Here is a 22,782-nt window from a genome sequence, read left to right as displayed (position 1 = left end):
GAGTGGCCATTGCGAAGCTATCGAGCACGAAACTCACCTTCTGGCGGTCTTTGGAGAATGGTTTCGATCTCAGCCATCACGGTCTCCGACAGCGGCCCAAATTCCATGGCCGCGGCGTTCTCGACAGCCTGCTCGGGGGTTTTTGCGCCGGGGATGGGGTGAATGTTGCCACCTTTCGATAGCAGCCAGCACAAGGCACCCTGACCGAGCGTCCGCCCGCCAGCGGTGAGCAAATCGCGGATAGCATCAATCTGCTCTGTCAACTCGGAACGGGCGCGCGACGCTTCAAAATATACCTGCCAATCCGCGGGAACCGACCTGACGTCGTCTGGCGGAACGGTCCGTCCATCCGAGAATTTGCCTGTTAGCACGCCCATGGCGAGTGGCGACCGGGTCAGCTGCGCCAAACTGTTATCATATGCGGCTTTGCACATTGCGGGTGCATCGAAGAAAACGTTCATCGAGTGCTGGACCGTTGAAAAGCCGCTCCGGTCAGCGAACGCCTGGACGCTTGATGGAAAGTCGGTGCTCCAGCCGTAGCTTCGAATGTCTCCGGCTCGAACAAGCTGCTCCAAAACCTCAAACGCCGGTTCCGCATGTTCGATCGAGAGATCGTTCAAGTGGAGCAACATCACGTCGATGCCGTCTCGGCCCAGTCGGCGAAGGCTCTCACCAACCGACCAGCGCACATATTCGGGATCGAACCTAGAGCCAGTCATCTGGCGGGAGGCCGGATCGAAGGAATGGCCGAATTTCGACACGATAACTGCCTCCGAACGGCCTGAGAGCGCCTCGCCCAAAAGCTCCTCCGAGTGCCCGGCGCCATACACCGCCGACGTATCGAAGAGCCGAACTCCACCATCCCATGCCGCATGAATGGTTTTTACGGATTCGCGGTCGTCCGCGCCGGAATACCCGACCGGGGTCTCGCCTGACCAAAAGTGACCGCCGATTGCCCAGCAACCCATGCCAATGCGCGATCCCAAGTGAATTTTCGCTGCCATAAAATATGTTCTCCGCTGGCTGTCCGGTCTTGATATGGCGCCAGATCAATCTCAGATGGGAGTCTTCAAAAATGAAGAGGGTTTTGCATGAATGAAATGACTGTCGACTGGTCGGATCTGAGAATCTTTCTGGCAGTCGCGCGCGATGGAAGCCTTTCATCCGCAGCGAAGGCTGTCGGCCAGAGTGCGGCAACGCTGAGCCGACATATCGTCGATCTTGAGCGGGCGTTGGGCGCCGAGTTGTTCTCTCGACTGCCATCCGGCTACGAGTTGACCGCAGCAGGTCGAGCGCTGACATCCCAGGCGGAGACCATTGAGCAGCGGTTCCTTGATATCACAAGGGCGTTTTCACGACGAAACGCGTCGGCGCCCATCCGTGTGTCCGCGGGCACCTGGATGACGTGGTACCTGGCCCGCAACATTGAGAAACTGGGCGTGACCGACCGGAGTATCGTCTTCAGCGCCGTTGAGGAGGTGCAGAACATCGGCAGGCGCGAGGCGTTGATCGGGATTCGAAATCGCAGGCCGTCCGAGCCAGGACTCGCGGCTCGCAGGACAAAGACCGTAGCATTTGCTCCCTATTCACACCCGAATGCCGTTCGAAAATCTGATTGGATCGCGGCTACGGTGAACACACCATCAGCAATCTGGGTGCGCGCCAACAAACGAGATCAAATCCGCTTTGAGGTCACTCAGCCGCGCTCACTCCTTGACCTCGCGCTTGCTGGCGCTGGCCATGTGGTGCTGCCCTGTTTCGTTGGCGACGCCCACACCGATCTGGTTCGCACGGATGACGTGATCGAGGAACTGTCACATGAACAATGGCTGGTGGTGCACGGCGATGATCGCAAGTTGCCGGAGGTGCGCGCGACGATCGACAAGATCGCACGGCTGATTGGCTCGGATCGAGCCTTCGACACCAAGCGTTGAAACGAGAGTGTTAGTCGGCCACCTTCCATTGCTCGCGCGACGCGCTTGCCGGATAGACGCCGAGGATGCGCATCTCACGCGAGAAGAAGCGCAGCTCGTCGAGCGCCAGCTTGACCAGCGGATCGTCCGGGTGACCCTCGATGTCGGCATAGAACAGCGTCGCGGTGAAGGCGCCGAGCTGGTAGCTCTCGAGCTTGGTCATGTTGATGCCGTTGGTGGCGAAGCCGCCCATCGCCTTGTAGAGCGCCGCCGGCACGTTGCGGACGCGGAAGATGAAGGTGGTCATCATCCTGGCGTCGGCCGAAGGGCGCTCGGCCCATTGCTTGTTCTTTGTCAGCACGACGAAGCGGGTTACGTTGCTGTCCGTGTCCTCGACGTTCTTCTCGATGATGTCGAGGCCGTAAAGCTCCGCTGCGAGCGCCGGCGCGAGCGCCGCTATGGTGCGGTCCTTGACCTCGGAGACCATCTTCGCCGAGCCCGCCGTGTCGCCGGCGACGACCGGCTTCCAGCCATTCTTGCGGATGTATTTGCGGCACTGGCCGAGCGCATGGATGTGGCTGTGCACGGTCTTGATCGCTTCGCGCTGCACGCCCGGCAGCACCATCAACTGGAAATGGATCGGCAGGAAATATTCGCCGACGATGTGCAGCCGCGATTCCGGCAGGAGATGATGGATGTCGGCGACACGGCCGGCGATCGTGTTCTCGATCGGGATCATGGCGAGCTCGGCCTTGCCGGTCTCGACCGCGACGAAGGCATCCTCGAAGGTCGGGCACGGCAACGGCTCCATCGACGGGAACATGTTGCGGCAAGCAGTGTCGGAATTGGCGCCCGGCTCGCCCTGGAAGGATATTCTGTTGGTCTTTTCAGGCATGCCTAATATCTCAGGTTGAAAGGATTTCCCTGGCGCGCTCCAGGTCGTCGGGCGTGTCGACGCCGAGCGGCACGGATTGCACGATCTCGGCATCGATGCGCATGCCGGCCTCCAGCGCCCGCAACTGCTCCAGCCGCTCGCGTCGTTCCAGCGGCGACGGCTTCAGCGCGACGAAGCGCTCCAGCGCGGCACGCCGATAGGCGTAGAGGCCGATATGGTGATAGAGCGGCCCCTCGCCCCAGGGCGCGGTGGCGCGGGAGAAATAGAGCGCCCTGAGCCGTGTCGCAGACAGCGGCGAGCCGACGATCTTGACGACGTTCGGATTGGTCTTCTCCTCGTCGCGGACGATCTCGACGCCGAGTGTGGCGATGTCGACCGATTTGTCCTCGAGCGGCCTCAGCGACGCGCGGATGATCTGCGGATCGATGGTCGGCAGGTCGCCCTGCACGTTGACGATGGTTTCGACCTTTTTCTCCGGATCGAGCACTGTTAGCGCCTCGAAAATGCGGTCGGAGCCGGACTGGTGATCGTCACGGGTCATCACGGCCTCAAAGCCGTGCGCGCGCACGGCCTCCGCCACGGCCTCGGTGTCTGTCGCCACCACGACCCGGCCAAGCCCGGCCTCGGCGCCGCGGCGGGCGACATGGACGATCATCGGCACGTCAAAAATGTCGGCCAGCGGCTTGCCCGGCAGGCGGGTCGAGGCCATGCGGGCCGGGATCAGGATGAGCGTTGACATCGGTGCGACGGGGCGTTGCAAAAGAGGGCTGGCGAAAGTGGCAAAAGGTCTCACTGGAAGCGCCCTTATAGGTGTTGCAACGCCGGAGCAAAAGACCTAGTTTCCGCCCGATTTGACCGGGCTGAGAGGTCGGTTCGGGACACCGACGGACGGAGTGGACGGATCGGTCCGCCGGAAAAGGGAGCAAGGGGCGTATGGATTCCAACGAAGTCAACAAGCTGCTCGCCGGTCTCCTTGGCACCGTCTTTGTCGTCTTCTCGGTCGGCATCGTCTCCGACGCGCTGTTTGCGTCGCCCGCGCCCGAGAAGCCCGGCTTCGCCATCGAGGCGGCAGAGCCCGCCGAAGGCGCCGCCGCCGCCCCGGCCGCGGAAGCCAAGCCGATCGCCGACCTGCTCGCCACCGCCAATGTCGAGGCGGGCGCGGCCGTGTTCAAGAAATGCCAGGCCTGCCATTCCGGCGAGAAGGGTGGTCCGAACAAGGTCGGCCCCGATCTCTGGGACATTATCGACCGACCCGTCGCCGAGCATGAGGGCTTCGCCTATTCAGCCGGCATGAAGGATTTTTCCAAGGGCGGCGCCGAGAAGTGGACGTACGACAACCTCAACCATTTCATCACTTCGCCGAAGAAGTTCGTCAAGGGCACGGCGATGGGCTTTGCCGGCCTGCCGAAGGACGAGGACCGCGCCAACGTGATCGCCTATCTGCGTACGCTGTCGGACAGCCCGAAGCCGCTGCCGGCGCCGGGTGCTTCGGCCGAGGCCAAGCCTGCGGAAGGCGCCGCGCCGGCCGAGGGCGCCGCGCCCGCCAAGCCGGCGGCACCCGCTCAATAAACAATTTGTCATAAAGACATCCTCAGAAAAGCCGGGTTCGTCCCGGCTTTTCTGTTAGGAAAACAGCATGTGCGGCGACAAAGCCTGCGCATTGCGGTTTCCACGGTCGTCAAATGATCTAGATTGCCGGTGGGGATTGTTCGCTAGAGGAGAACGCATGACGGTTGGCCGAACGCTTCTCAACTCCGTGCTGGTCGCGGCCGCCCTTGCCGGCAGCCTGCAGGCCGGCTTCGCGGATGAATGGCGCACCACCTCCTCGCTGATCGGCGACTCCAAATACGGCGACAACTTCCAGCACTACGACTATGTCAATCCGGACGCGCCGAAGGGCGGCACCTACAATTCCGTCGTTCTCGGCACCTTCGACAGCTTCAACCCCTACATCGTGCAGGGCTCGCCGGCCGCGGGGCTCGTCGGCTTCGGCGGAGGGCTGCTCTACGACACGCTGATGGAGCAGTCGACCGACGAGGGCAGCACCAGCCATCCGCTGATCGCCGACGCCTACAAATATCCGGTCGACTATTCCTCGGCGACGTATCGGCTGGACCCGAGGGCCAAATGGCACGACGGCCAGCCAATCACCACCGACGATGTGATCTGGTCGTTCCAGGTGCTGAAGGCCAACAGCCCGCAATACAGCCGCTATTTCGAGAACGTTACCGACGCCGTCGCCATCTCGGACCGCGAGGTCGAGTTCCATTTCAACCAGAAGGGCAATCGCGAGCTGCCGAAGATCATCGGCGACCTCGCCGTGCTGCCGAAGCACTGGTGGGAAGGCACCGACGCCAATGGCAAGAAGCGCGACGTCACCAGACCGACGCTGGAACCGCCGCTCGGCTCCGCTGCCTACAAGATCGCCAGCTTCAAGCCGGGCTCGGAGATCGTCTGGCAGCGCGTGCCTGACTACTGGGCCGCCAAGCTGCCGGTGAAGATCGGGCGTGAGAATTTCGACACGCAGCGCTTCACCTATATCCTTGATGACAATGCCGCCTGGCAGGCTTTCACCAAAGGCGGACTCGACGACATCAAGCCGGAAAACAGCTCGAAGCGCTGGAAGACGTTTTACAATTTTCCGGCGATCCAGACCGGCGACGTCATCAAACAGGAATTCAAGACCACCTCTCCCGAGCCGATGCAGGCCTTCATGCTGAACCAGCGGCGTCCCCTGTTTGGGGATCGCCTGGTGCGCGAGGGACTGACCTATCCGTTCGATTTCGAGACGATGAACCGCACGCTTTTCTATGGTTTCAACACCCGCACGCAGAGCTATTTCCAGGGCACGGAACTGGCATCCAGCGGCCTGCCCCAGGGCAAAGAGCTGGAAATCCTGGAAAAGTACCGCGACAAGCTGCCATCCGAGCTCTTCACCGAGGAATTCAAGCTGCCGGTCTACGATACCCCTCAGGCCGAGCGGAAATATCTGAAGCAGGCGGTCGAGCTGTTCGCCAAGGCCGGCTGGGTCATCAAGGGCGGCAAGATGGTGAACGCCAAGACCGGCGCGCCGTTCAAGTTCGAGATTTTGGGCTGGAACGACACCGACCAGGTGATCGCCAGTCCCTGGATCGCCAATCTGCGCAAGATCGGAGTGGATGCGACGCTGCGCATCATCGACCAGACCCAATATGTCAACCGCGTCAACAATTTCGATTATGACGTCATCATAGGTCAGCTCGGGCAGTCGGAATCGCCCGGCAACGAGCAGCGCGACTTCTGGAGCTCGAAGGCCGCCGATAAGCCGGGGTCGCGCAACTATGCCGGCATCAAGGATCCGGTCGTCGACGCGCTCGTCGACCGCATCATCTTTGCCACCGACCGCGACGACCTCGTCGCCGCCACCCACGCGCTCGACCGGGTGCTGCTGTGGAACTTCTATGTGGTGCCGCAATACTACCGCGCAGTGTTGTGGCTCGCCTACTGGAACAAGTTCGGCATCCCGCAAAAGCAGCCGACCTACAGCGGCGCCGACCAGAGTTCCTGGTGGATCGCCCCCGAGAAGGAAAGGGCGCTGGCCGCCAAATACAAGGGTAGCAATTGATGGCCTCGCGCCGCGATTTCCTGGCACTCGGCGGTGCCGCCGCGGCCGCAGCCCTGTTGCCGGGGCGAGCTTTCGCCACCACGGCGACCGGCGTGAAACTGCACGGCCTGTCGGCCTTCGGCGACCTCAAATACAAGCCTGATTTCACCCATTTCGACTACGTCAATCCGGACGCGCCCAAGGGCGGCCAGATGAATTTCGCGCCGCCGAACGCCACCTTGAATCAGAGTTTCCTGACCTTCAACACGTTGAATTCACTGGTGCTGAAAGGCGATTCGCCTCCCCGCACCGAGCTCTGTTTCGATTCACTGATGACAAGCGCTCTCGATGAGCCGGATGCCGTCTACGGCTTGCTTGCCGAGTCCGTGACCTTGTCGCAGGACCGCAACGGCTTCCGTTTCGACCTGCGACGGCAAGCGCGCTTTCACGACGGTTCGCCCATGACCGCCGCGGACATCGCCTTCGCATTGACGCTGTACAAGGATCGGGGCCATCCGAACCTGTCCAAGGCGCTGCGATACATGACGGAAGCGGTCGCGGTCGATCCCGTCACGCTCGACCTCACCTTCGATGGCGAACAGTCCGCGCAGAACATCCTTTCGGTCGTCGCAATGCCGATCGTGTCCAAGGCCTTTTACACGGCCAACGATTTCGATGCCTCGACGATGACACCGCCGCTGAGCTCCGGACCGTACAAGTTGGGGCGCGTGGTGGCCGGACAGACCGTCGAGTATGATCGCGTCGCCGACTATTGGGGCCGCGATCTTGCCGTGAACCGTGGTCTCAACAATTTCGACCGCATCCGTATCGACTTCTATCTTGATCGCCAGGCGGCGTTCGAGGCCTTCAAGAAAGGCGACACACATTTTCGTGAGGAATTCACCTCGCGGGTATGGGCGACCGGTTACGACTTTCCGGCGTTGAAGGACGGCAAGGTCGTCAAACGCGAGTTTCCCGGCGAGAAATCGCCATCCATGCAGTCCGTGGCGCTAAACCAGCGCCGGCCGCAGTTCCGCGATGCGCGCGTGAGACGGGCAATCGCCAACTGCTTCGATTTCGAATGGATCAGGCGGGCTCTGTTCTTCGGCTCCTACGAACGCTCGCAATCGAATTTCGAGCGGTCGGACTACAAGGCCGAAGGCTTGCCCTCGCCTCAGGAACTGGCCTTGCTGGAGCCGTTTCGGGCCGAGTTGCCGCAGGAGACTTTCGGCGAACCGGTGATGCAGCCCGTCTCCGACGGTTCGGGTCACGACCGCAAGCTGCTGGGCGCGGCCTCGAAACTGCTTGCCGAGGCCGGTTGGAAGCGAGCGGGCAACTTCGTCGTCAACGAGAAGGGCGAGCGACTGCAGGTGGAAATGCTGGCCGAGGATGACGGCATCGTTCGCATTTTCACGCCATGGGCCGAGAACATGAAGGCCATAGGGATCGACGTTTCGATCCGGCAGGTCGATTCGACGCAATATGAACGGCGGCAAAGCGATTTCGACTTCGATTTCAACATGCTCGCCTGGTCGATCGGGGCGACGCCGACGGCCGACGGCCTCGAGATACTCTACGACTCGCGCATGGCGAAAACGCCGGGACAGCGCAACTATCCCGGCACCGAAAGCCGGGCCATCGACGCGCTGATCGTGGCGGCCGGCAAAGCCAACAGTCGATCGGAACTGGTTACGGCGCTCAGAGCGCTCGACCGGGTCTTGCGCGCGCGGCTAGACTGGATTCCAACATATTATCTCGCGAATCACCGCGTCGCCTATTGGGACATGTTCGGCTTTCTCGAGCAGAAACCCGATTTCGGCTTCCCGGTCGAGACGCTGTGGTGGATCGACAAGGGCAAGGCGGCAAAGATTGGCAAAGCCTGACATCTCCGTTCGCACAGGACGGGCGGCCTGATGGGCGCTTACATACTGCGCCGCATCCTTCTGATGATCCCGACCCTGTTCGGCATCATGGCGATCTCTTTCGCCGTTATCCAGTTTGCGCCCGGTGGGCCGGTGGAGCAGGTGATCGCCAGGCTCACCAACCAGGGCGGCACCGATCGCCTTGGCGGCGGTGGCGGCGATGCCGGTGGCGGCGGCAATGTCGATGTGGCCGGCGACGTCAGCTCGAAATACCGCGGCGCCCAGGGGCTCGATCCCGAATTCATCAAGAAATTGGAACAGCAGTTCGGCTTCGACAAGCCGCCGCTCGAACGCTTCGGCATGATGCTGTGGAACTATGCCCGCTTCGACTTCGGCGACAGCTATTTCCGCGACATCTCGGTGCTCAACCTCATCCTGGAAAAGATGCCGGTGTCGATCTCCATCGGCCTGTGGATCACGCTTTTGTCCTACCTGATCTCGATCCCGCTCGGCATCCGCAAGGCGGTCCAGGACGGCTCTACCTTCGACGTCTGGACCAGCGGCGTGGTGATCGTCGGGTATGCCATCCCCGGCTTCCTGTTCGGCATCCTGTTGATGGTGCTGTTTGCCGGCGGCTCGTTCTGGGACTGGTTCCCGCTGCGCGGCATCGTTTCGGACAATTGGGACCAGTTGTCCTGGCCGGACAAGATCGTCGACTATTTCTGGCACATGACCCTGCCGCTGACGGCGCTCGTGCTGTCGGCTTTCGCCACCACGACGCTGCTCACCAAGAACTCGTTCCTGGAAGAGATCCGCAAGCAGTATGTGGTGACGGCGCGCGCCAAGGGCCTGTCGGAGCGCAAGGTGCTCTACGGCCACGTCTTCCGCAACGCCATGCTGATTGTCATCGCCGGCTTTCCAGGCGCCTTCATCTCGGCCTTCTTCACCGGGTCGCTGTTGATCGAGAACATCTTCTCGCTCGACGGCCTCGGGCTGCTCGGCTTCAAGTCCGTCGTCGACCGCGACTATCCGGTGGTGTTCGCCAACCTCTACATTTTCTCGCTGCTCGGCCTGTTCATCAATCTTCTGTCCGACCTGATCTACACCTGGGTCGATCCGCGCATCGATTTCGAGCGGAGGGACGTCTGATGGCGGAAGCCGCTGCCGGAACGACGCCCCCCCGCATCGCCCGCCCCTGGCTGTCGCCGCTCAACCGGCGGCGCCTGCAGAACTTCAAGTCGAACCGGCGCGGCTTCTGGTCGTTGTGGATCTTTCTCATCCTGTTCGTGCTGTCGCTGTTTTCCGAGTTCATCGCCAACGACAAGCCTATCATCGCCTCCTACAAGGGCGAGATCCTGTTTCCGGTGCTGATCGCCTATCCGGAAGAGAAATTCGGCGGCTTTTATGCCGTTACCGATTATCGCGACCCCGTCATCCAGGACGAGATCAACGCCAATGGCTGGATGATCTGGCCGCCGGTGCGCTACTCCTACCAGACGGTCAACAACGCCATTCCCGAGGCGGCACCGACCAAGCCGTCCTGGCTCTACGACAAGAAGACGCTCTGCAATCAATACCCGCAAGGCGCCGCCGATCCGGACTGCTCGGTCGGCAACTGGAACTGGCTGGGTACCGACGACCAGGCGCGGGACGTGCTGGCGCGGCTTATCTACGGCTTCAGGATCTCCGTCCTGTTCGGCCTGATCCTGACGGTGGGGTCGTCGCTGGTCGGCGTGGCGGCCGGCGCCATGCAGGGCTATTTCGGCGGCTGGACCGACCTTCTGTTCCAGCGCTTCATCGAGATCTGGTCGGCGATCCCGGTGCTTTATCTGCTCCTCATCGTGGCCGCCATCCTGCCGCCCGGCTTCTTCATCCTGCTCGGCCTGATGCTCTTGTTCTCCTGGGTGGCGCTGGTGGGCGTGGTCAGGGCCGAGTTCCTGCGCGCCCGCAACTTCGAATATGTCAACGCCGCGCGCGCTCTTGGCGTGCCCAACCTGACCATCATGTTCCGCCACCTTCTGCCCAACGCCATGGTGGCGACGCTGACCTTCCTGCCCTTCCTGCTTTCAGGCTCGATCTCGACATTGACCTCGCTCGACTATCTCGGCTTCGGCCTGCCGCCGGGCTCGGCCTCGCTCGGCGAAATGCTGAAACAGGCGCAGCGCAACCTCAACGCGCCGTGGCTCGGCATCTCCGCCTTCATCGTCATCTCGCTGATGTTGTCGCTGCTGGTCTTCGTCGGCGAGGCGACGCGCGACGCCTTCGATCCGCGCAAGACGTTCAAATGAGCGAGCCCCTGCTTTCCATTCGCGATTTGAGCGTTGCCTTCGCGCAAGGCGGCAAGCAGTCGCTGGCCGTCGACCATATCGCCTTCGACATCGCCAAGGGCGAGACGGTGGCGCTGGTCGGCGAGTCCGGTTCCGGCAAGTCGGTCTCGGCGCTGTCGGTGCTGAAACTGCTGCCCTATCCGACAGCCAGCCACCCGTCGGGTCGGATCCTGTTCCAGGGCGCCGACCTGTTGTCCATGGACGAGCGGGCGCTGAGGCGCGTGCGCGGCAACAAGATCACCATGATCTTCCAGGAGCCGATGACCTCGCTCAATCCGCTGCATACGATTGAGCAGCAGATCGTCGAGGTGCTGAAGCTGCACCAGGGGCTTGGCGACCGGCAGGCCCGCGCCCGCACGCTGGAACTGCTCAACGAGGTCGGCATCCGCGAGCCGGAAAAGCGACTCGACGCCTATCCGCACCAGCTGTCCGGCGGCCAGCGCCAGCGCGTCATGATCGCCATGGCGCTGGCCAACGAGCCGGAGCTTTTGATTGCCGACGAGCCGACGACCGCGCTCGACGTCACCGTGCAGGCGCAGATCCTCGAACTGCTAGCCAAACTGAAAGCCCGCAAGGGCATGTCGATGCTGTTCATCACCCATGATCTCGGCATCGTCCGGAAGATCGCCGACCGAGTCTGCGTGATGACCAAGGGCAAGATCGTCGAGAGCGGCCCGACCAAGGACATCTTCGCCAACCCGCAGCATGCCTATACCAAGCACTTGCTGGCGGCCGAGCCCAAAGGCAAGCCGCCTGCCGCCAACGCGGACGCCAAGGCGGTGATGACGGGGAAGGACATCAAGGTCTGGTTCCCGATCAGGCGCGGCTTCTTCCGCCGCACCGTCGACAATGTGAAGGCGGTGGACGGCATCGACGTCACCGTGCGCGCCGGCCAGACGCTCGGCGTGGTCGGCGAATCCGGCTCGGGCAAGACGACGCTTGGGCTGGCGCTGGCCAGGATGATCTCGTCGACCGGAACCATCCAGTTCGACGGGCGCGACATCAACCAGCTCTCCTTCAATGCCATGCGGCCGCTCCGGCGCGAGTTGCAGATCGTCTTCCAGGATCCATTCGGCTCGCTCAGCCCGCGCATGTCGATCGCCGAGATCATCGAGGAAGGGCTTAAGATCCACGAGCCGAAGCTCACGCCCGACCAGCGCGACGACAAGGTCGTCGACGTGCTGAAAGAGGTCGGTCTCGATCCCGAGACGCGCAACCGCTACCCGCACGAATTCTCCGGCGGCCAGCGCCAGCGCGTGGCGATCGCCCGCGCCATGGTGCTCAACCCGCGCTTCGTCATGCTGGACGAGCCGACCTCGGCCCTCGACATGAGCGTGCAGGCGCAGGTCGTCGACCTGTTGCGCAACCTGCAGGTCAAGCATGATCTCGCCTATCTGTTCATCAGCCACGACCTGAAAGTCATCCGCGCGCTTGCCAACGACGTCATCGTCATGCGCAATGGCCAGATCGTCGAAACCGGGCCGTCAGAACAGATTTTTGGCAGCCCGCAAACGGACTATACTCGGGCGCTGATCTCGGCCGCATTCCGGATCGAGACGGCACCGACCGGTGTGGTCAGCGAATAGGTTGAGCCCAAGGCCAGAACTGAAATGACTGGGAAGAAAAATCCGCACATGGAAAAGGGCCGCGTCCTGCTTGCCGTCACCGGCTTTCATCCGCAGCGTTGGCGCGAGCTGCTCTCGGCCGAGCGCGAGGTGGTGCTGGAGCCGGACGGCGCCAGCGATCCTTCGATCACCTATGCGGTGGTGTGGAAGCAGAAGGCCAATCTACTTTCGTCCCTGCCCAATCTGCGCGCCATCTTCTCGATCGGCGCCGGCGTCGACCACATCTTCGCCGATCCCGGCCTGCCCGACGTGCCGATCGTCAAGGTAGTCGCCGACAACCTCACCCAATACATGACCGAGTACGTGGTTTGGCGCGTGCTCGACCATCACCGCCAGGGCATGCTCTATCAGGCGCAGCAGAAGAAGAAGACCTGGCACGAGCCGCCGCAGCGCCCGGCCGGCGACATCTCGGTCGGCATCATGGGGCTCGGCAATCTCGGCCGCGCCGCGGCATCGGTGTTGCTGTCGCTCGGCTTCGCGGTCAATGGCTGGTCGCGCACCGAGCGGCCGATGAAAGGTGTTTCCACCTATGCGGGCGAGGCCGGGCTGATCCCCTTCCTCAACGCCACCGACATATTGGTGGTGCTATTGCCGCTGACGGCCCAGACGCAAGGCATCGTCAGCTACAGTCTCCTGAAGGAGCTGCGCAGGCGCAACGGCCTCGGCGGCTCGGTGCTGATCAATGCCGGACGCGGACGCCTGCAGAAGGACGCCGACATCCTGCGCGCGCTGGACGACGGCACGCTGAAGGAGGCGAGCCTCGACGTGTTCGAGGTCGAGCCGTTGCCGAAGACCAGCCCGCTATGGGCGCATCCGAAAGTGTTCGTGACGCCGCATGCGGCGGCGACCTCGGATCCCGTGCATCTGGTGCCGATCATGCTGCGGCAGATGGCGGCGTACGAGCGCGGCGAGAAGCTCGACAATGTCGTCGACCGCGAGGCCGGCTACTAAATCCTCAGGAAGGTTCTGACCCGGGCAGCTCGAACTTGTTCTTCTTCGCCGGCTTGCCGCAGTCCCGGCGTTCGATCGATCGGTTCATGGCGTCGATCTGGCCTGCCGCCTTGTCGGCATCGCGCCTGGCCTTCGAACGCATATCCGGTGTGAACGGGCCGAAGCCCATGGCCGGATTGGAGAAGGTCGTCTTGGCCGTTGTCGGCAGTTGGCTTTGCTCGGCCAGGGCGTTGCGCTGGGCAATCAGCTGATCGCAAGGCACGTTGTCGTATTGCAGCGAGGACTGCACGTCCTCGTCCTGGCGTTCCGACATCGAGGTGCCGCCGACGCAGCCGGCCGTTGCCAGGCACGAGGCCAAAACCATGATCTTCCAGCGCATGGTATCTTCCTCTCTTTTCGGTATCCGCCCAGCGCAACCCCGACACGCGATTCGGGCTTTTTCGCAGCAAACGGAGCTCGGCGGGGACTCGGCGGGGACAGAGGGGGATCACAGCGTTGGTGATTTGCCCGCCACCACGGCCAGGCCATCTATTGGCTCGCGGCGGTCGTGCCGGATGACCGTGCGTTGAAGCCACCGGACGGAAAGTCCGTTAGCGGCCAGGACGATCCGCACATAGGCCTCGGAATGCGCGTAGCGGCGTGACGGCCGCAGCGCGAAGCTATCGCCGCCGGCCGGTTCCGTGTCGGCCAGCGTCTCGACAGAGAACGCAAACAACCCATCCTCGGCAAGCATGCCGGCGACTGTCCTCACAATGCCCTCAAGCGCGCCGACATAGATGAAGACGTCGGCCGCGACCACGAGGCCGGCTTTGGGACCGGCGTAGACAAGATCCTGCAGGTCGGCCTTGACGAGTCGGTCGTAGACGCCTTTGGCCCGCGCCTTCCGCAGCATGGCGGCGGAGATGTCGTAGCCCTCGAGCCGGTCGGCGATCGGCCGCACCCTTTCGCCCATCAGGCCGGTCCCGCAGCCGAGATCGAGTGCCAGCGATAAGCGCCCTGGCCGGACCGATCGAATGGCCTGGTCGAGTAATTCGGGCATCCGGTAGCCGAGCTTGTTGACGAGCATGTCCTCGAAGCTCTCGGCATAGTGGTCGAACAGCGTCTCGACGAAAGCGCTGGGCGGAGCCGCGGCCGTCGGCGCCTTGCCGGCGAGTTGCAGCTTCAGCGCGGCGCCCAGCCGGTCCGCAGGCTCCAGCCGCAACGCCATCGCCCAGGCCTGCGCGGCCTGATCGGGCTGGCCGGCGGCTTCCTGCATCTCGCCGAGGCGGAACCAGCCGGCCGACCATTGCGGCGCCAGCTCCAGCGCACCAAGCAGCAGCTCCGCCGCAGCAGTGGGATCGCCGGAGGCGCCGAGCATCTCGGCGAAGTCGGCGCGGCGGTCGGCGGTCAGGTCGCCGGACGAGGCCTGGAACGGTTTCATGGTGCAAGGATCCCACCGGCGATCGGACCGGCGGCTGGCTGTAGGATGAGTCAGCAGTCTCTGGCAACAGGCTTCCCGCGCCGGATTTAGCCACTATCTTGAAGCCATGCGCGCCAGCGACCTGCTCAAGCCCCGCCCCGAGGGCCTCTACTGCCCGCCCGGCGATTTCTTCATCGACCCGGTGCGGCCGGTGGAACGCGCGCTGATCACGCACGGCCACTCCGACCATGCGCGCTCCGGCCACGGCTCGGTGCTCGCGACCCGGCAGACGCTCGACATCATGGCGTTGCGCTATGGCGAGGATTTTGCCGGGACCACGCAGGCCGCCGTTCTCGGCGAGACGATCGACCTCAACGGCGTGTCGGTCACTTTCCATCCGGCGGGCCATGTGCTGGGCTCGGCGCAGATCGCGGTCGAGCATCGCGGCCTGCGCATCGTCGCCTCCGGCGACTACAAGCGCCAGAAGGATGCCACTTGCGAGCCGTTCGAGCCGGTCCTATGCGACGTCTTCATCACCGAGGCGACCTTCGGCCTGCCGGTGTTCCGCCATCCGCCGGACACCAAGGAGATCGCCCGGCTGCTGAAATCGGCGGCGCAGTTTCCGGAGCGCTCGCACCTGATCGGCGCCTATGCGCTCGGCAAGGCACAGCGCGTCATGCGGCTCTTGCGCGACTGCGGCTACGACAGGCCGATCTATATTCATGGCGCGCTGGCGAAGCTGAGCGAATATTACCAGAGCCAGGGCATCGACCTCGGCCAGCTCGACCCAGCAACGGTCGACAGCGGCGGCAAAGACTATTTCGCGGGCGCCATCGTCGTCGGCCCGCCGGCGGCCTTCGCCGACCGCTGGGCGCGGCGCTTTCCCGACCCGATCTCCTGCTTCGCCTCGGGCTGGATGCGCATCCGCCAGCGCGCCAAGCAGGGCGGGGTCGAATTGCCGCTGATCATCTCCGACCACGCCGACTGGGACGAGCTGACCGCCACGATCAAGGAGACGGGCGCGGCGGAAATCTGGGTGACCCATGGCCGCGAGGAGGCGCTGGTGCGCTGGTGCGAGTTGGAAGGTATCACGGCGCGGCCGCTGCATCTTGTCGGCTATGAGGACGAGGGCGATTGAGTTGAACCGCTTCGCCGAACTCCTCGATCGCCTCGTGCTGACGCCGTCGCGCAACGGCAAGCTGACGCTGCTGACCGACTATTTCCGCAGCGTCGAAGACCCCGACCGCGGGCTGGCGCTCGCCGCGATAACCGGGGACCTGTCGATCGCGGCGGTCAAGCCGGCGATGCTGCGGGCGCTGGTCGTCGAGCGCATGGACCCTGTGCTGTTCGGCTATTCCTACGACTATGTCGGTGACCTCGCCGCGACGGTGTCGCTGGTCTGGCCGCAAGCACCCGGAAATATCTCGAACCATGCGCCGACGCTGGCCGAGGTGGTCGGCAGACTGCAGGCGGCGAGCCGCTCCGACGGGCCGCAGGTGCTGGCGAGGCTGCTCGACAGCGCCAGCATTTCGGCTCGCTTTGCCATCATCAAGCTGGTGACCGGCGGCCTGCGCATCGGCGTGTCGGCGCGGCTGGCAAAACAGGCGCTGGCCGATCTCGGCAAGGTCGACGTCACCGAAATCGAGGAGCTGTGGCACGGCCTGACGCCGCCATACACCACGCTGTTCGCCTGGCTTGAAGGCAAGGCCGGCAAGCCGGAGCGGACCGCGCTTGCCCTGTTCAGTCCGGTGATGCTGGCCAACCCTGTCGGCGACGGCGATCTCGAAAAGCTCGATCCGGCCGACTATGCGGCCGAATGGAAATGGGACGGCATCCGCGTCCAGGCGGTGTGCGAGGGTGGCATCCGCCGGCTCTATTCGCGCACCGGCGACGACGTCTCCGGTGCCTTCCCGGATCTTGCCACGGCAATGGCTTTCGAAGCGGCGCTCGACGGCGAACTGCTGGTCGGCGACCCCCGCCAGGCGACCGGCACGTTTTCGGACCTGCAGCAGCGGCTGAACCGCAAGAGCGTGTCGCAGAAGATCCAGCAGCAATATCCAGCGTTCATGCGCTGCTACGACGCGCTGCAGATCGGCGGCGAGGATTTGCGCACGCTGCCCTTCCGCGAAAGACGGGCTCGCCTCGAGGCCTTCATCGGCACCCTCGACCCCAGCCGTTTCGACCTTTCGCCGCTGGTCGAATTCCCCGACTGGCAGGCGCTCGAACAACTGCGGCAGGCGCCGCCGCATCCGATCATCGAAGGGGTGATGCTGAAGCGTTGGGATTCGCCCTATCTAGCCGGGCGGCCGAAGGGTCCGTGGTTCAAGTGGAAGCGCGATCCGCACACGGTCGATGCGGTGCTGATGTATGCACAGCGCGGCCATGGCAAGCGCTCCAGTTTCTACTCCGATTACACGTTCGGCGTCTGGTCAGGCACGGAAGGGTCCGAGGAACTGGTGCCCGTCGGCAAGGCCTATTTCGGCTTCACCGACGAGGAGCTGAAGCAAATCGACAAATATGTCCGCGACAACACGGTCGAGCGCTTCGGCCCGGTGCGCTCGGTGCGGGCCGACCGCGACAACGGCCTGGTACTGGAGGTGGCGTTCGAGGGGCTCAACCGCTCGACCCGGCACAAATCGGGCGTCGCCATGCGCTTTCCGCGCATTTCGCGGCTGCGCTGGGACAAGCCCGCGGCCGAGGCCGACCGCATCGAGACGCTGCAGGCGCTGCTCGACCGCTAGCTGCAATCGACATTACTGCGCGATTGAGACGCGGATCTCATAGATGTCGACCGACTTGCCCTGCTTGTCGAAGTCGGAGTTGACGGCGATGGTGCCGGCCGCGCCCGGATGCTTGTCCGGGAACTGGACGTCGAACAGATACTCGTTGCGCTCGTGCCCGACCGCATAACGCTTGCGGCCGCAATCACCGAGCTCGCCGAAATTGCAGTCGACCGAGATCTGCGTCTCCTTGCCCTCTTCCGAGCGCGCGACGATGTCGAACATGGCATGCTTGCCGACCAGCTTTTCCAGCACGCCCTGGCCGACGTCAAAGGCGATGGCCGAGCCTGACGCGCCGGAGCGGATGCGCAGGAATGAGCCGGTGTCGTCCTGCATCACCTCGGCCTTGGCATCGGCCGGTGCCGCGACATGGGTCGGGTCCGCAGGTGAGAAGACATTGATCCACTCGCGCTGCTGCGCGGCGTCGCCCTGCTTTTCCGGCGACCCGGCGGGCGGCTCGGCCGCCTCGTCGTCCTCGACCGTCGGCGGCGCCTGGGGCGGGCCGGTGTCGAGCTCGGCCGCGGTCTTGAAGACGCCGGTCTCCTTGGCGAAGTAGATACCGATACCGGCGGCCGCCAGCAGCGTCACGCCGAGGAAGATCGCCGTCAACGGCAGGCGCCGCCCCCTGATCCGACGCTCGTCGCGATCTGGCGCGACCTCCGCCTCGCCGTCTTCCGCCGCGGCGGATGCAGGCGTATCGAGAGTCGGGGCGTCGGGAAGGTCGCCCGGCATGATGTCGGGCACGACAGGCAGCACACGCGAGCGCGGCGCATCGGCGGCCGAAGACTGCATCGGCCCGTCGACCACGATCGCAGGCGATGGCTGGGCAGGTGTGGCTTGCGTCGGCGGTTCCACCGTGGGCGCCGGCGCGGCGGTCTCGGCTGGCACGGCGATTTCAGAGGCCGCCGCCGGCGTGGCGCTCTCGTCCAACGCGGCGACATCGGGAACCGCCGGCAGGAACTCCGATTCGATCTCGGCGATCTTGGCCTGCACCGCCTTGCGGCGCTTGATGGCCAATTCCACGGTCACGTTGGGATTGGCCTGCAGAACGCGGTCGAGCGCGGCAAAGGCCGAACGATAGACCCGCTCGCGAAAGACGCGGTCCTCGGCATTGCCCTTCTCGAAGGCGTTGCGGATCGCTTTTTCGATCGCGTCCAAGCCAAATCCCTCTGCACGTTTCCTGCCATGATCGTTAGCGGCAGGCGGCCAATCAATCAACGGGCCGGCGGCCGCATTCTGCGCGGCGCGCCCGGACAAACCCGATTTCGGCGGTTTTTTACAAGGAAATCAACATATTTCGCCGAGGCCGTCCCACACCGACCGCCCAATACGGCGTTTCGGCATGCGGCGCATCGTCTGGACAGATCCTTCCAGCCCGGATCAGCACAACACGAATTGCCGGGTTCCGGCTCGAATTCGCGGTTGGTTATTTGAATTCGCCGCAAGCCATCTTGAATTCGCGGCGGGTTGAGTCTATCACCCAGCCCATCTTGGAGGCCTAGCGCTTCCCGGGCCGCTTTAGCTCAGTTGGTAGAGCACATCATTCGTAATGATGGGGTCGCGTGTTCGAGTCACGCAAGCGGCACCAGTTTCCCCCCGGGTTCCCATTCCCTGCGACAAAAACGCTCGAGGCATCTCGATCATTGTCGCGGCCCTGGATCGCGCCGCAAACCAGGTTTTCTTCCGGGATAGCTTGCGACGCTGCATCCCTTATCCCAGCGTCGCCACCGTCTTCAGCGCGCCATCGAGCATGTCGCCTTTCTCGTCCTTCAGCGCCGCTTCTCGCAGCCGGCGGATCCAGTCGGCCGCATCATCGCGGCCCTTGAGCATGGTGAGCGCCGAAAGCACGCGGTCGAACTTTGACTGGGCGCGGGCGTGGGTGTCGCTGTATCCCTTGATCAGCCTGCGGCAGTTCAGGATTTCCGTGCCAAGCACGTAATCTTCGCGGGCGTGGACGAGCGCCAGTTCGTACCAGCGCTCCAGATGCTCCATCTCGACCTTGTGGCGCAGCAGGCGGCGGCGCCAGCGGCGCAGGCCGCCGATGAACCACAGCATTGCGAAGCCGGTGAAGCTGTCGGTGCGGATGCGGCGGCCGCGGTTGATGCGGCGGTCGAGGAAAGCGGCAAGCTTCGGCCGGTCCTCGATGTAGCTGCCCAGCCCCGCCGGCAGCGTGCCGCAGAACTCCTCGATGCGCGGATGGAAATACTCGGTGACCTGCAGGACCGTTCCGTCCTTGACGCCGACCTCCTTGCGCACGCGCCTGTCGCGGGTTGAACGGGTCTTCAGATCGGCGACGCGGATCATGTCGTCGTAGCACATGGCGTTGGCGAGATGTTTCGCCGCGGCGATCGACAGCGCGTAGGCGTGTTCCGGGCCATCCAGCGCGACGGCCTTGTCCAGCCGGTCGAGATACTCGCCGCCATAGGCGATGTCCTGGTAGTCGACGACTTTTTTCAGGCCGCGTTCGGCCATGTCGCGCGCCGGCTTTGGCAAGGCACCAACGCGGGCGGCCAGCTCCTGCCAGCCTTTCAGCAAGATTTCCGGTCCACGGACCTTCGCCGTTGACTTGGCTTCGGTGACGGCATGTTTCGCCGCCTGCTCGCCTGCCGGTGCAGCCGCGATGCCGCGCGTGCGATCGTAAGCGGCGGCGAAGGCGGCGAGGCTGGCTTTGACGCCGCGGCCGCCGGCGCCGATCGCCTGCTCATAGTTGTCCCGCGCAAAGGGCAGCGCATCGGAACCGGCCAGCGCGCCGAGCAGGCTGGCCGAGATCATGGTGCCATTCTCGGCGGCGATCTTTTCCATGTCGAAGGCGATGAATCGCCTGGCCGCGGCTTGCGCCGTCGCGTGCACCTTCTCGGACGAGGCGCGGCCGTCGCCGGGCTCGATCTTTTCCGACACGGCGGCGATGCGGTGCGAGGAAGCGATCAGCGTCGTGCGCTCGGGCGTGACGAAGCCGCGGATGATGGCGCGACCGGCCTCCATCAGCTCGGCGGCGATCAGTATGTCGACATCGCCCTGCGACGGCGACAGCGCGAAGACCGGCAGCCGGCCGGTGTCGCGGGCCATCTCGATGTAATAGATCGTCGCGCCGGTACGCTGGGCGACGCCCGCCACTGAGGTTGACTGGGCGATATAGCCGCTGCGCTCCGCGACGTCGGTGATCCAGTCGGCGAGCACGCCGCCGCCCTGGCCGCCAACGGCAAGCACGGCGAGTTTTATCACCCGCTCGTCACCGGCGGCGTCCGTCCTCGGGCGCGAGGCTGTGTTCTCGTCAAGCATCGGCGAACACCAGCCGACGGCTTTCGCGGCGGCGCTGCAAAAGGCCGATCATGGCGCGACGCGCGCTTTCCAGGAAGCAGTCCCAGCGGCCGGGGTTGTGGACCACATCGGCACGGTAGAAGGACGGGCAGAGCACGGCGGCGTCCGCCACCTCGCCGCAATTACCGCAGCCGACGCAGTTCTGGTCGATCGATGCCACCGGATCGTCGCGCAGCGGATCGTCGAGCGACTTCACCGACAGCGACGGACAGCCGGAGAGCCGCATGCAGGCGTGGTCGCCGGTGCAGATGTCTTCGTCGACGCCGAACTTCGGCTTCACGACCCGCTCGCCGCCCTTGATTGCCTTGTCGACCAGCGGCTTCTCGCGGCGCTGGCGGTTCAGCATGCATTCGGACGACGCGACGATGACCTTAGGACCCGTCTCCTCGGTAGTCAGCGCCTCACGGAGCGTCGCCTGCATCTTGCCGACATCGTAGGTGCGATCGATGTGGCGCAGCCACTTGACGCCCATGCCTTTCACCGCCTCGGTGATCGGATGCTTGGTCGATTTCGTCCTGTTGCTCGCACGGGAGGACAAGATGTCCTGGCCGCCGGTGGCGGCCGAGTAAAAGTTGTCAACGATGACGATGACGCCGTCGTTCTTGTTGAAGACCGCGTTGCCGATCGAGGAGGTCAGGCCGTTGTGCCAGAAGCCGCCGTCACCAACGAAAGAGATTGAGCGGCGCTTGGCGTCGGGCGAATTGAACGCGGAGGCCGAGGCCGGACCCAGCCCATAGCCCATGGTGGTGGCGCCGAGCTCGAAGGGCGGCATGATCGAGAACAGGTGGCAGCCGATATCGGAGGCGATGTGGTGCTTGCCGAGCTCCTGCTCGACCAGCTTGGTCGCGGCAAAGATCGGCCGCTCGGGACAGCCGATGCAGAAGCCTGGCGGGCGGCCGGGAACGACATTGACGAGATCGGCGGTGTCGATGCCTTCGCCGAGCCTGTTCGGCGCCCTCACCTCGCCCGGCAGCAGGTGCGGAGCGTTGGCCCGCAGGAAGGAGCCGATGCCGTCGAGCATGACCTGACCGGTGTATTCGCCGGCCATCGGCAAATGCTCCTTGCCGACCAGCCTGGTGCCGCGGCCGGCCTTGTGCAGCATAGCCGCGAGGGCCTGCTCGATGTAGTTGGGCTGGCCCTCCTCCACGACCAGAACCGCCTGCTTGCCTTCGCAGAAGGCGAGGAATTCGTCGTCGACCAGCGGATAGACGGCGTTCAGCACATAGAGCGACACGTCGGTGTCGCCATAGGTGTCGGCGAGGCCGAGCCGCTGCAGCGCGCGGATGACCGAATTGTACATGCCGCCCTGCATGACGATGCCGACCGAGCCGTGATCGGAGCCGAAGATCTCGTTGATCTTGCGGCTCCTGATGAAGTCGACCGCCGCCGGCCAGCGCTTGGCGACCTTTTCCTTCTCGTGCAGGAAGGAAGCGGGCGGCAGCACGATGCGACCGGTATCGCGGCGCGGCGCTTCCAGCGCATCGGCCACCGACATTGGCGGGCGCTTGTTGTCCTTGGCGATGAAGTGGCCGTGGACGTGGCAGCAGCGGATGCGCACCTGCAGCATGACAGGCGTGTTGGAGGCCTCCGACAGCTCGAAGCCGTCCTCGACCGCCTTGACGATCGAGGGCAGGTTCGGCCGCGGATCGAGCAGCCAGACCTGGCTCTTCATGGCGAAGGCGTGGCTGCGCTCCTGCATGATCGAGGAACCCTCGCCGTAATCTTCGCCGACGATGATCAGCGCCCCGCCGGTGACGCCGCCCGACGCCAGGTTGGCCAGCGCATCGGAGGCGACATTGGTGCCGACCGTCGACTTGAAGGTGGCGGCCCCACGGATCGGGTAGTGCACCGAGGCCGCGAGCATGGCGGTGGCGGTGGCTTCCGAGGCGCTTGCCTCGAAATGCACGCCGAGCTCTCCGAGAATGTCCTGAGCGTCGGCGAGCACGTCCATCAAGTGGCTGATCGGCGCACCCTGGTAGCCGCCGACATAGCCGACGCCGCATTGCAGCAGCGCCTTGGTGATGGCGAGAATGCCCTCGCCGGCAAACTCCTGGCCGGCGCCGAGGCGGAGCTTTTCGACTTCCTTGGCAAAAGACCGTTCGGCCATTGTGGCCTCCTTCAGTTGCCGC

The 22,782-nt window shown here is 64.1% G+C and carries 18 protein-coding genes and 1 tRNA gene; 11 read left to right on the top strand and 8 right to left on the bottom strand.

What is annotated here, in order from left to right; genetic code table 11:
• Positions 1–17: 17 nt before the first annotated feature.
• Positions 18–1,004, bottom strand: a complete 987-nt coding sequence (locus EN745_RS01760) for an aldo/keto reductase (RefSeq protein WP_245487594.1) — start codon at positions 1,002–1,004, stop codon at positions 18–20.
• An 87-nt stretch (positions 1,005–1,091) separates the two neighbouring features.
• Here EN745_RS01760 and EN745_RS01755 point away from each other — a divergent pair, with 87 nt between their 5' ends.
• Positions 1,092–1,934, top strand: coding sequence for a LysR family transcriptional regulator (locus tag EN745_RS01755; RefSeq protein ID WP_126056705.1), 843 nt, complete (start codon positions 1,092–1,094; stop codon positions 1,932–1,934).
• Positions 1,935–1,944: 10 nt separating this feature from the next.
• Here the strand turns inward: EN745_RS01755 and EN745_RS01750 are convergent, their stop codons facing one another.
• A complete protein-coding gene (locus tag EN745_RS01750; protein WP_127420373.1) occupies positions 1,945–2,808 on the bottom strand; it encodes a prephenate dehydratase in 864 nt (287 codons plus the stop codon).
• Positions 2,809–2,818: 10 nt separating this feature from the next.
• Positions 2,819–3,547 (bottom strand): 3-deoxy-manno-octulosonate cytidylyltransferase, encoded by a 729-nt coding sequence (locus EN745_RS01745; protein ID WP_126056707.1) that lies wholly within the window; start codon positions 3,545–3,547, stop codon positions 2,819–2,821.
• A 194-nt stretch (positions 3,548–3,741) separates the two neighbouring features.
• Between EN745_RS01745 and EN745_RS01740 the strand changes: the two genes are divergently transcribed.
• The 7 genes from EN745_RS01740 to EN745_RS01710 all read left to right on the top strand — a co-directional run bounded on the left by EN745_RS01740 (position 3,742) and on the right by EN745_RS01710 (position 13,156).
• Positions 3,742–4,377, top strand: a complete 636-nt coding sequence (locus EN745_RS01740; RefSeq protein WP_126056708.1) for a cytochrome c family protein — start codon at positions 3,742–3,744, stop codon at positions 4,375–4,377.
• Between the two features lie 157 nt (positions 4,378–4,534).
• Positions 4,535–6,412, top strand: coding sequence for an extracellular solute-binding protein (locus EN745_RS01735; protein ID WP_127420372.1), 1,878 nt, complete (start codon positions 4,535–4,537; stop codon positions 6,410–6,412).
• Positions 6,412–8,274 carry an extracellular solute-binding protein gene (locus EN745_RS01730; protein WP_127420371.1) on the top strand — a complete coding sequence of 621 codons (1,863 nt, stop codon included), beginning with the start codon at positions 6,412–6,414 and terminating at the stop codon, positions 8,272–8,274. Before EN745_RS01735 ends, EN745_RS01730 begins: the two co-directional genes overlap by 1 nt.
• A gap of 30 nt (positions 8,275–8,304) precedes the next feature.
• Positions 8,305–9,402, top strand: a complete 1,098-nt coding sequence (locus tag EN745_RS01725) for a microcin C ABC transporter permease YejB (protein WP_127420370.1) — start codon at positions 8,305–8,307, stop codon at positions 9,400–9,402.
• Positions 9,402–10,541 carry an ABC transporter permease gene (locus EN745_RS01720; protein ID WP_127420369.1) on the top strand — a complete coding sequence of 380 codons (1,140 nt, stop codon included), beginning with the start codon at positions 9,402–9,404 and terminating at the stop codon, positions 10,539–10,541. The genes EN745_RS01725 and EN745_RS01720 overlap by 1 nt, the downstream gene beginning before the upstream one ends.
• The gene (locus tag EN745_RS01715; protein ID WP_127420368.1) at positions 10,538–12,166 is read left to right on the top strand and encodes an ABC transporter ATP-binding protein; all 1,629 of its coding nucleotides are present in this window, start codon (positions 10,538–10,540) and stop codon (positions 12,164–12,166) included. The genes EN745_RS01720 and EN745_RS01715 overlap by 4 nt, the downstream gene beginning before the upstream one ends.
• A gap of 48 nt (positions 12,167–12,214) precedes the next feature.
• Complete coding sequence (locus EN745_RS01710; RefSeq protein ID WP_127420379.1) at positions 12,215–13,156, top strand: glyoxylate/hydroxypyruvate reductase A; 942 nt, start codon at positions 12,215–12,217, stop codon at positions 13,154–13,156.
• 4 nt (positions 13,157–13,160) lie between these two features.
• Here the strand turns inward: EN745_RS01710 and EN745_RS01705 are convergent, their stop codons facing one another.
• Positions 13,161–13,535, bottom strand: coding sequence for a hypothetical protein (locus EN745_RS01705; RefSeq protein WP_127420367.1), 375 nt, complete (start codon positions 13,533–13,535; stop codon positions 13,161–13,163).
• A 108-nt stretch (positions 13,536–13,643) separates the two neighbouring features.
• Positions 13,644–14,576 carry a methyltransferase domain-containing protein gene (locus EN745_RS01700; RefSeq protein ID WP_127420366.1) on the bottom strand — a complete coding sequence of 311 codons (933 nt, stop codon included), beginning with the start codon at positions 14,574–14,576 and terminating at the stop codon, positions 13,644–13,646.
• 106 nt (positions 14,577–14,682) lie between these two features.
• Here EN745_RS01700 and EN745_RS01695 point away from each other — a divergent pair, with 106 nt between their 5' ends.
• Positions 14,683–15,693, top strand: a complete 1,011-nt coding sequence (locus EN745_RS01695; protein ID WP_127420365.1) for a ligase-associated DNA damage response exonuclease — start codon at positions 14,683–14,685, stop codon at positions 15,691–15,693.
• Between the two features lies 1 nt (position 15,694).
• On the top strand, positions 15,695–17,296 hold the full coding sequence (locus tag EN745_RS01690) for a cisplatin damage response ATP-dependent DNA ligase (RefSeq protein ID WP_127420364.1): 1,602 nt from the start codon (positions 15,695–15,697) through the stop codon (positions 17,294–17,296).
• 12 nt (positions 17,297–17,308) lie between these two features.
• On the opposite strand, the gene EN745_RS01685 is transcribed toward EN745_RS01690, so the two are convergent.
• A complete protein-coding gene (locus EN745_RS01685; protein ID WP_127420363.1) occupies positions 17,309–18,493 on the bottom strand; it encodes a hypothetical protein in 1,185 nt (394 codons plus the stop codon).
• Positions 18,494–18,847: 354 nt separating this feature from the next.
• Here EN745_RS01685 and EN745_RS01680 point away from each other — a divergent pair.
• Positions 18,848–18,923, top strand: a tRNA-Thr gene (locus tag EN745_RS01680).
• Between the two features lie 122 nt (positions 18,924–19,045).
• Here the strand turns inward: EN745_RS01680 and EN745_RS01675 are convergent.
• Together EN745_RS01675 and EN745_RS01670 are read right to left on the bottom strand one after the other, a co-directional pair.
• Entirely contained in the window at positions 19,046–20,614 is a 1,569-nt protein-coding gene (locus EN745_RS01675; protein WP_127420362.1) for an indolepyruvate oxidoreductase subunit beta family protein, read from the bottom strand.
• Positions 20,607–22,760 carry an indolepyruvate ferredoxin oxidoreductase subunit alpha gene (locus EN745_RS01670; protein ID WP_127405266.1) on the bottom strand — a complete coding sequence of 718 codons (2,154 nt, stop codon included), beginning with the start codon at positions 22,758–22,760 and terminating at the stop codon, positions 20,607–20,609. Before EN745_RS01670 ends, EN745_RS01675 begins: the two co-directional genes overlap by 8 nt.
• Positions 22,761–22,782 lie beyond the last annotated feature (22 nt).

The organism is Mesorhizobium sp. M4A.F.Ca.ET.022.05.2.1 (assembly GCF_003998845.1).
Taxonomy (GTDB): domain Bacteria; phylum Pseudomonadota; class Alphaproteobacteria; order Rhizobiales; family Rhizobiaceae; genus Mesorhizobium.
Note: the sequence above shows the minus strand (reverse complement) of the source record. Positions and strands in the feature narration are given on the sequence as shown.

Coding starts and splice junctions, on each gene's coding strand:
- EN745_RS01760 (WP_245487594.1), bottom strand. CDS start 1,004: ATGGCAGCGAAAATTCACTTGGGATCGCGCATTGGCATGGGTTGCTGG.
- EN745_RS01755 (WP_126056705.1), top strand. CDS start 1,092: ATGAATGAAATGACTGTCGACTGGTCGGATCTGAGAATCTTTCTGGCA.
- EN745_RS01750 (WP_127420373.1), bottom strand. CDS start 2,808: ATGCCTGAAAAGACCAACAGAATATCCTTCCAGGGCGAGCCGGGCGCC.
- EN745_RS01745 (WP_126056707.1), bottom strand. CDS start 3,547: ATGTCAACGCTCATCCTGATCCCGGCCCGCATGGCCTCGACCCGCCTG.
- EN745_RS01740 (WP_126056708.1), top strand. CDS start 3,742: ATGGATTCCAACGAAGTCAACAAGCTGCTCGCCGGTCTCCTTGGCACC.
- EN745_RS01735 (WP_127420372.1), top strand. CDS start 4,535: ATGACGGTTGGCCGAACGCTTCTCAACTCCGTGCTGGTCGCGGCCGCC.
- EN745_RS01730 (WP_127420371.1), top strand. CDS start 6,412: ATGGCCTCGCGCCGCGATTTCCTGGCACTCGGCGGTGCCGCCGCGGCC.
- EN745_RS01725 (WP_127420370.1), top strand. CDS start 8,305: ATGGGCGCTTACATACTGCGCCGCATCCTTCTGATGATCCCGACCCTG.
- EN745_RS01720 (WP_127420369.1), top strand. CDS start 9,402: ATGGCGGAAGCCGCTGCCGGAACGACGCCCCCCCGCATCGCCCGCCCC.
- EN745_RS01715 (WP_127420368.1), top strand. CDS start 10,538: ATGAGCGAGCCCCTGCTTTCCATTCGCGATTTGAGCGTTGCCTTCGCG.
- EN745_RS01710 (WP_127420379.1), top strand. CDS start 12,215: ATGGAAAAGGGCCGCGTCCTGCTTGCCGTCACCGGCTTTCATCCGCAG.
- EN745_RS01705 (WP_127420367.1), bottom strand. CDS start 13,535: ATGCGCTGGAAGATCATGGTTTTGGCCTCGTGCCTGGCAACGGCCGGC.
- EN745_RS01700 (WP_127420366.1), bottom strand. CDS start 14,576: ATGAAACCGTTCCAGGCCTCGTCCGGCGACCTGACCGCCGACCGCCGC.
- EN745_RS01695 (WP_127420365.1), top strand. CDS start 14,683: ATGCGCGCCAGCGACCTGCTCAAGCCCCGCCCCGAGGGCCTCTACTGC.
- EN745_RS01675 (WP_127420362.1), bottom strand. CDS start 20,614: ATGCTTGACGAGAACACAGCCTCGCGCCCGAGGACGGACGCCGCCGGT.
- EN745_RS01670 (WP_127405266.1), bottom strand. CDS start 22,760: ATGGCCGAACGGTCTTTTGCCAAGGAAGTCGAAAAGCTCCGCCTCGGC.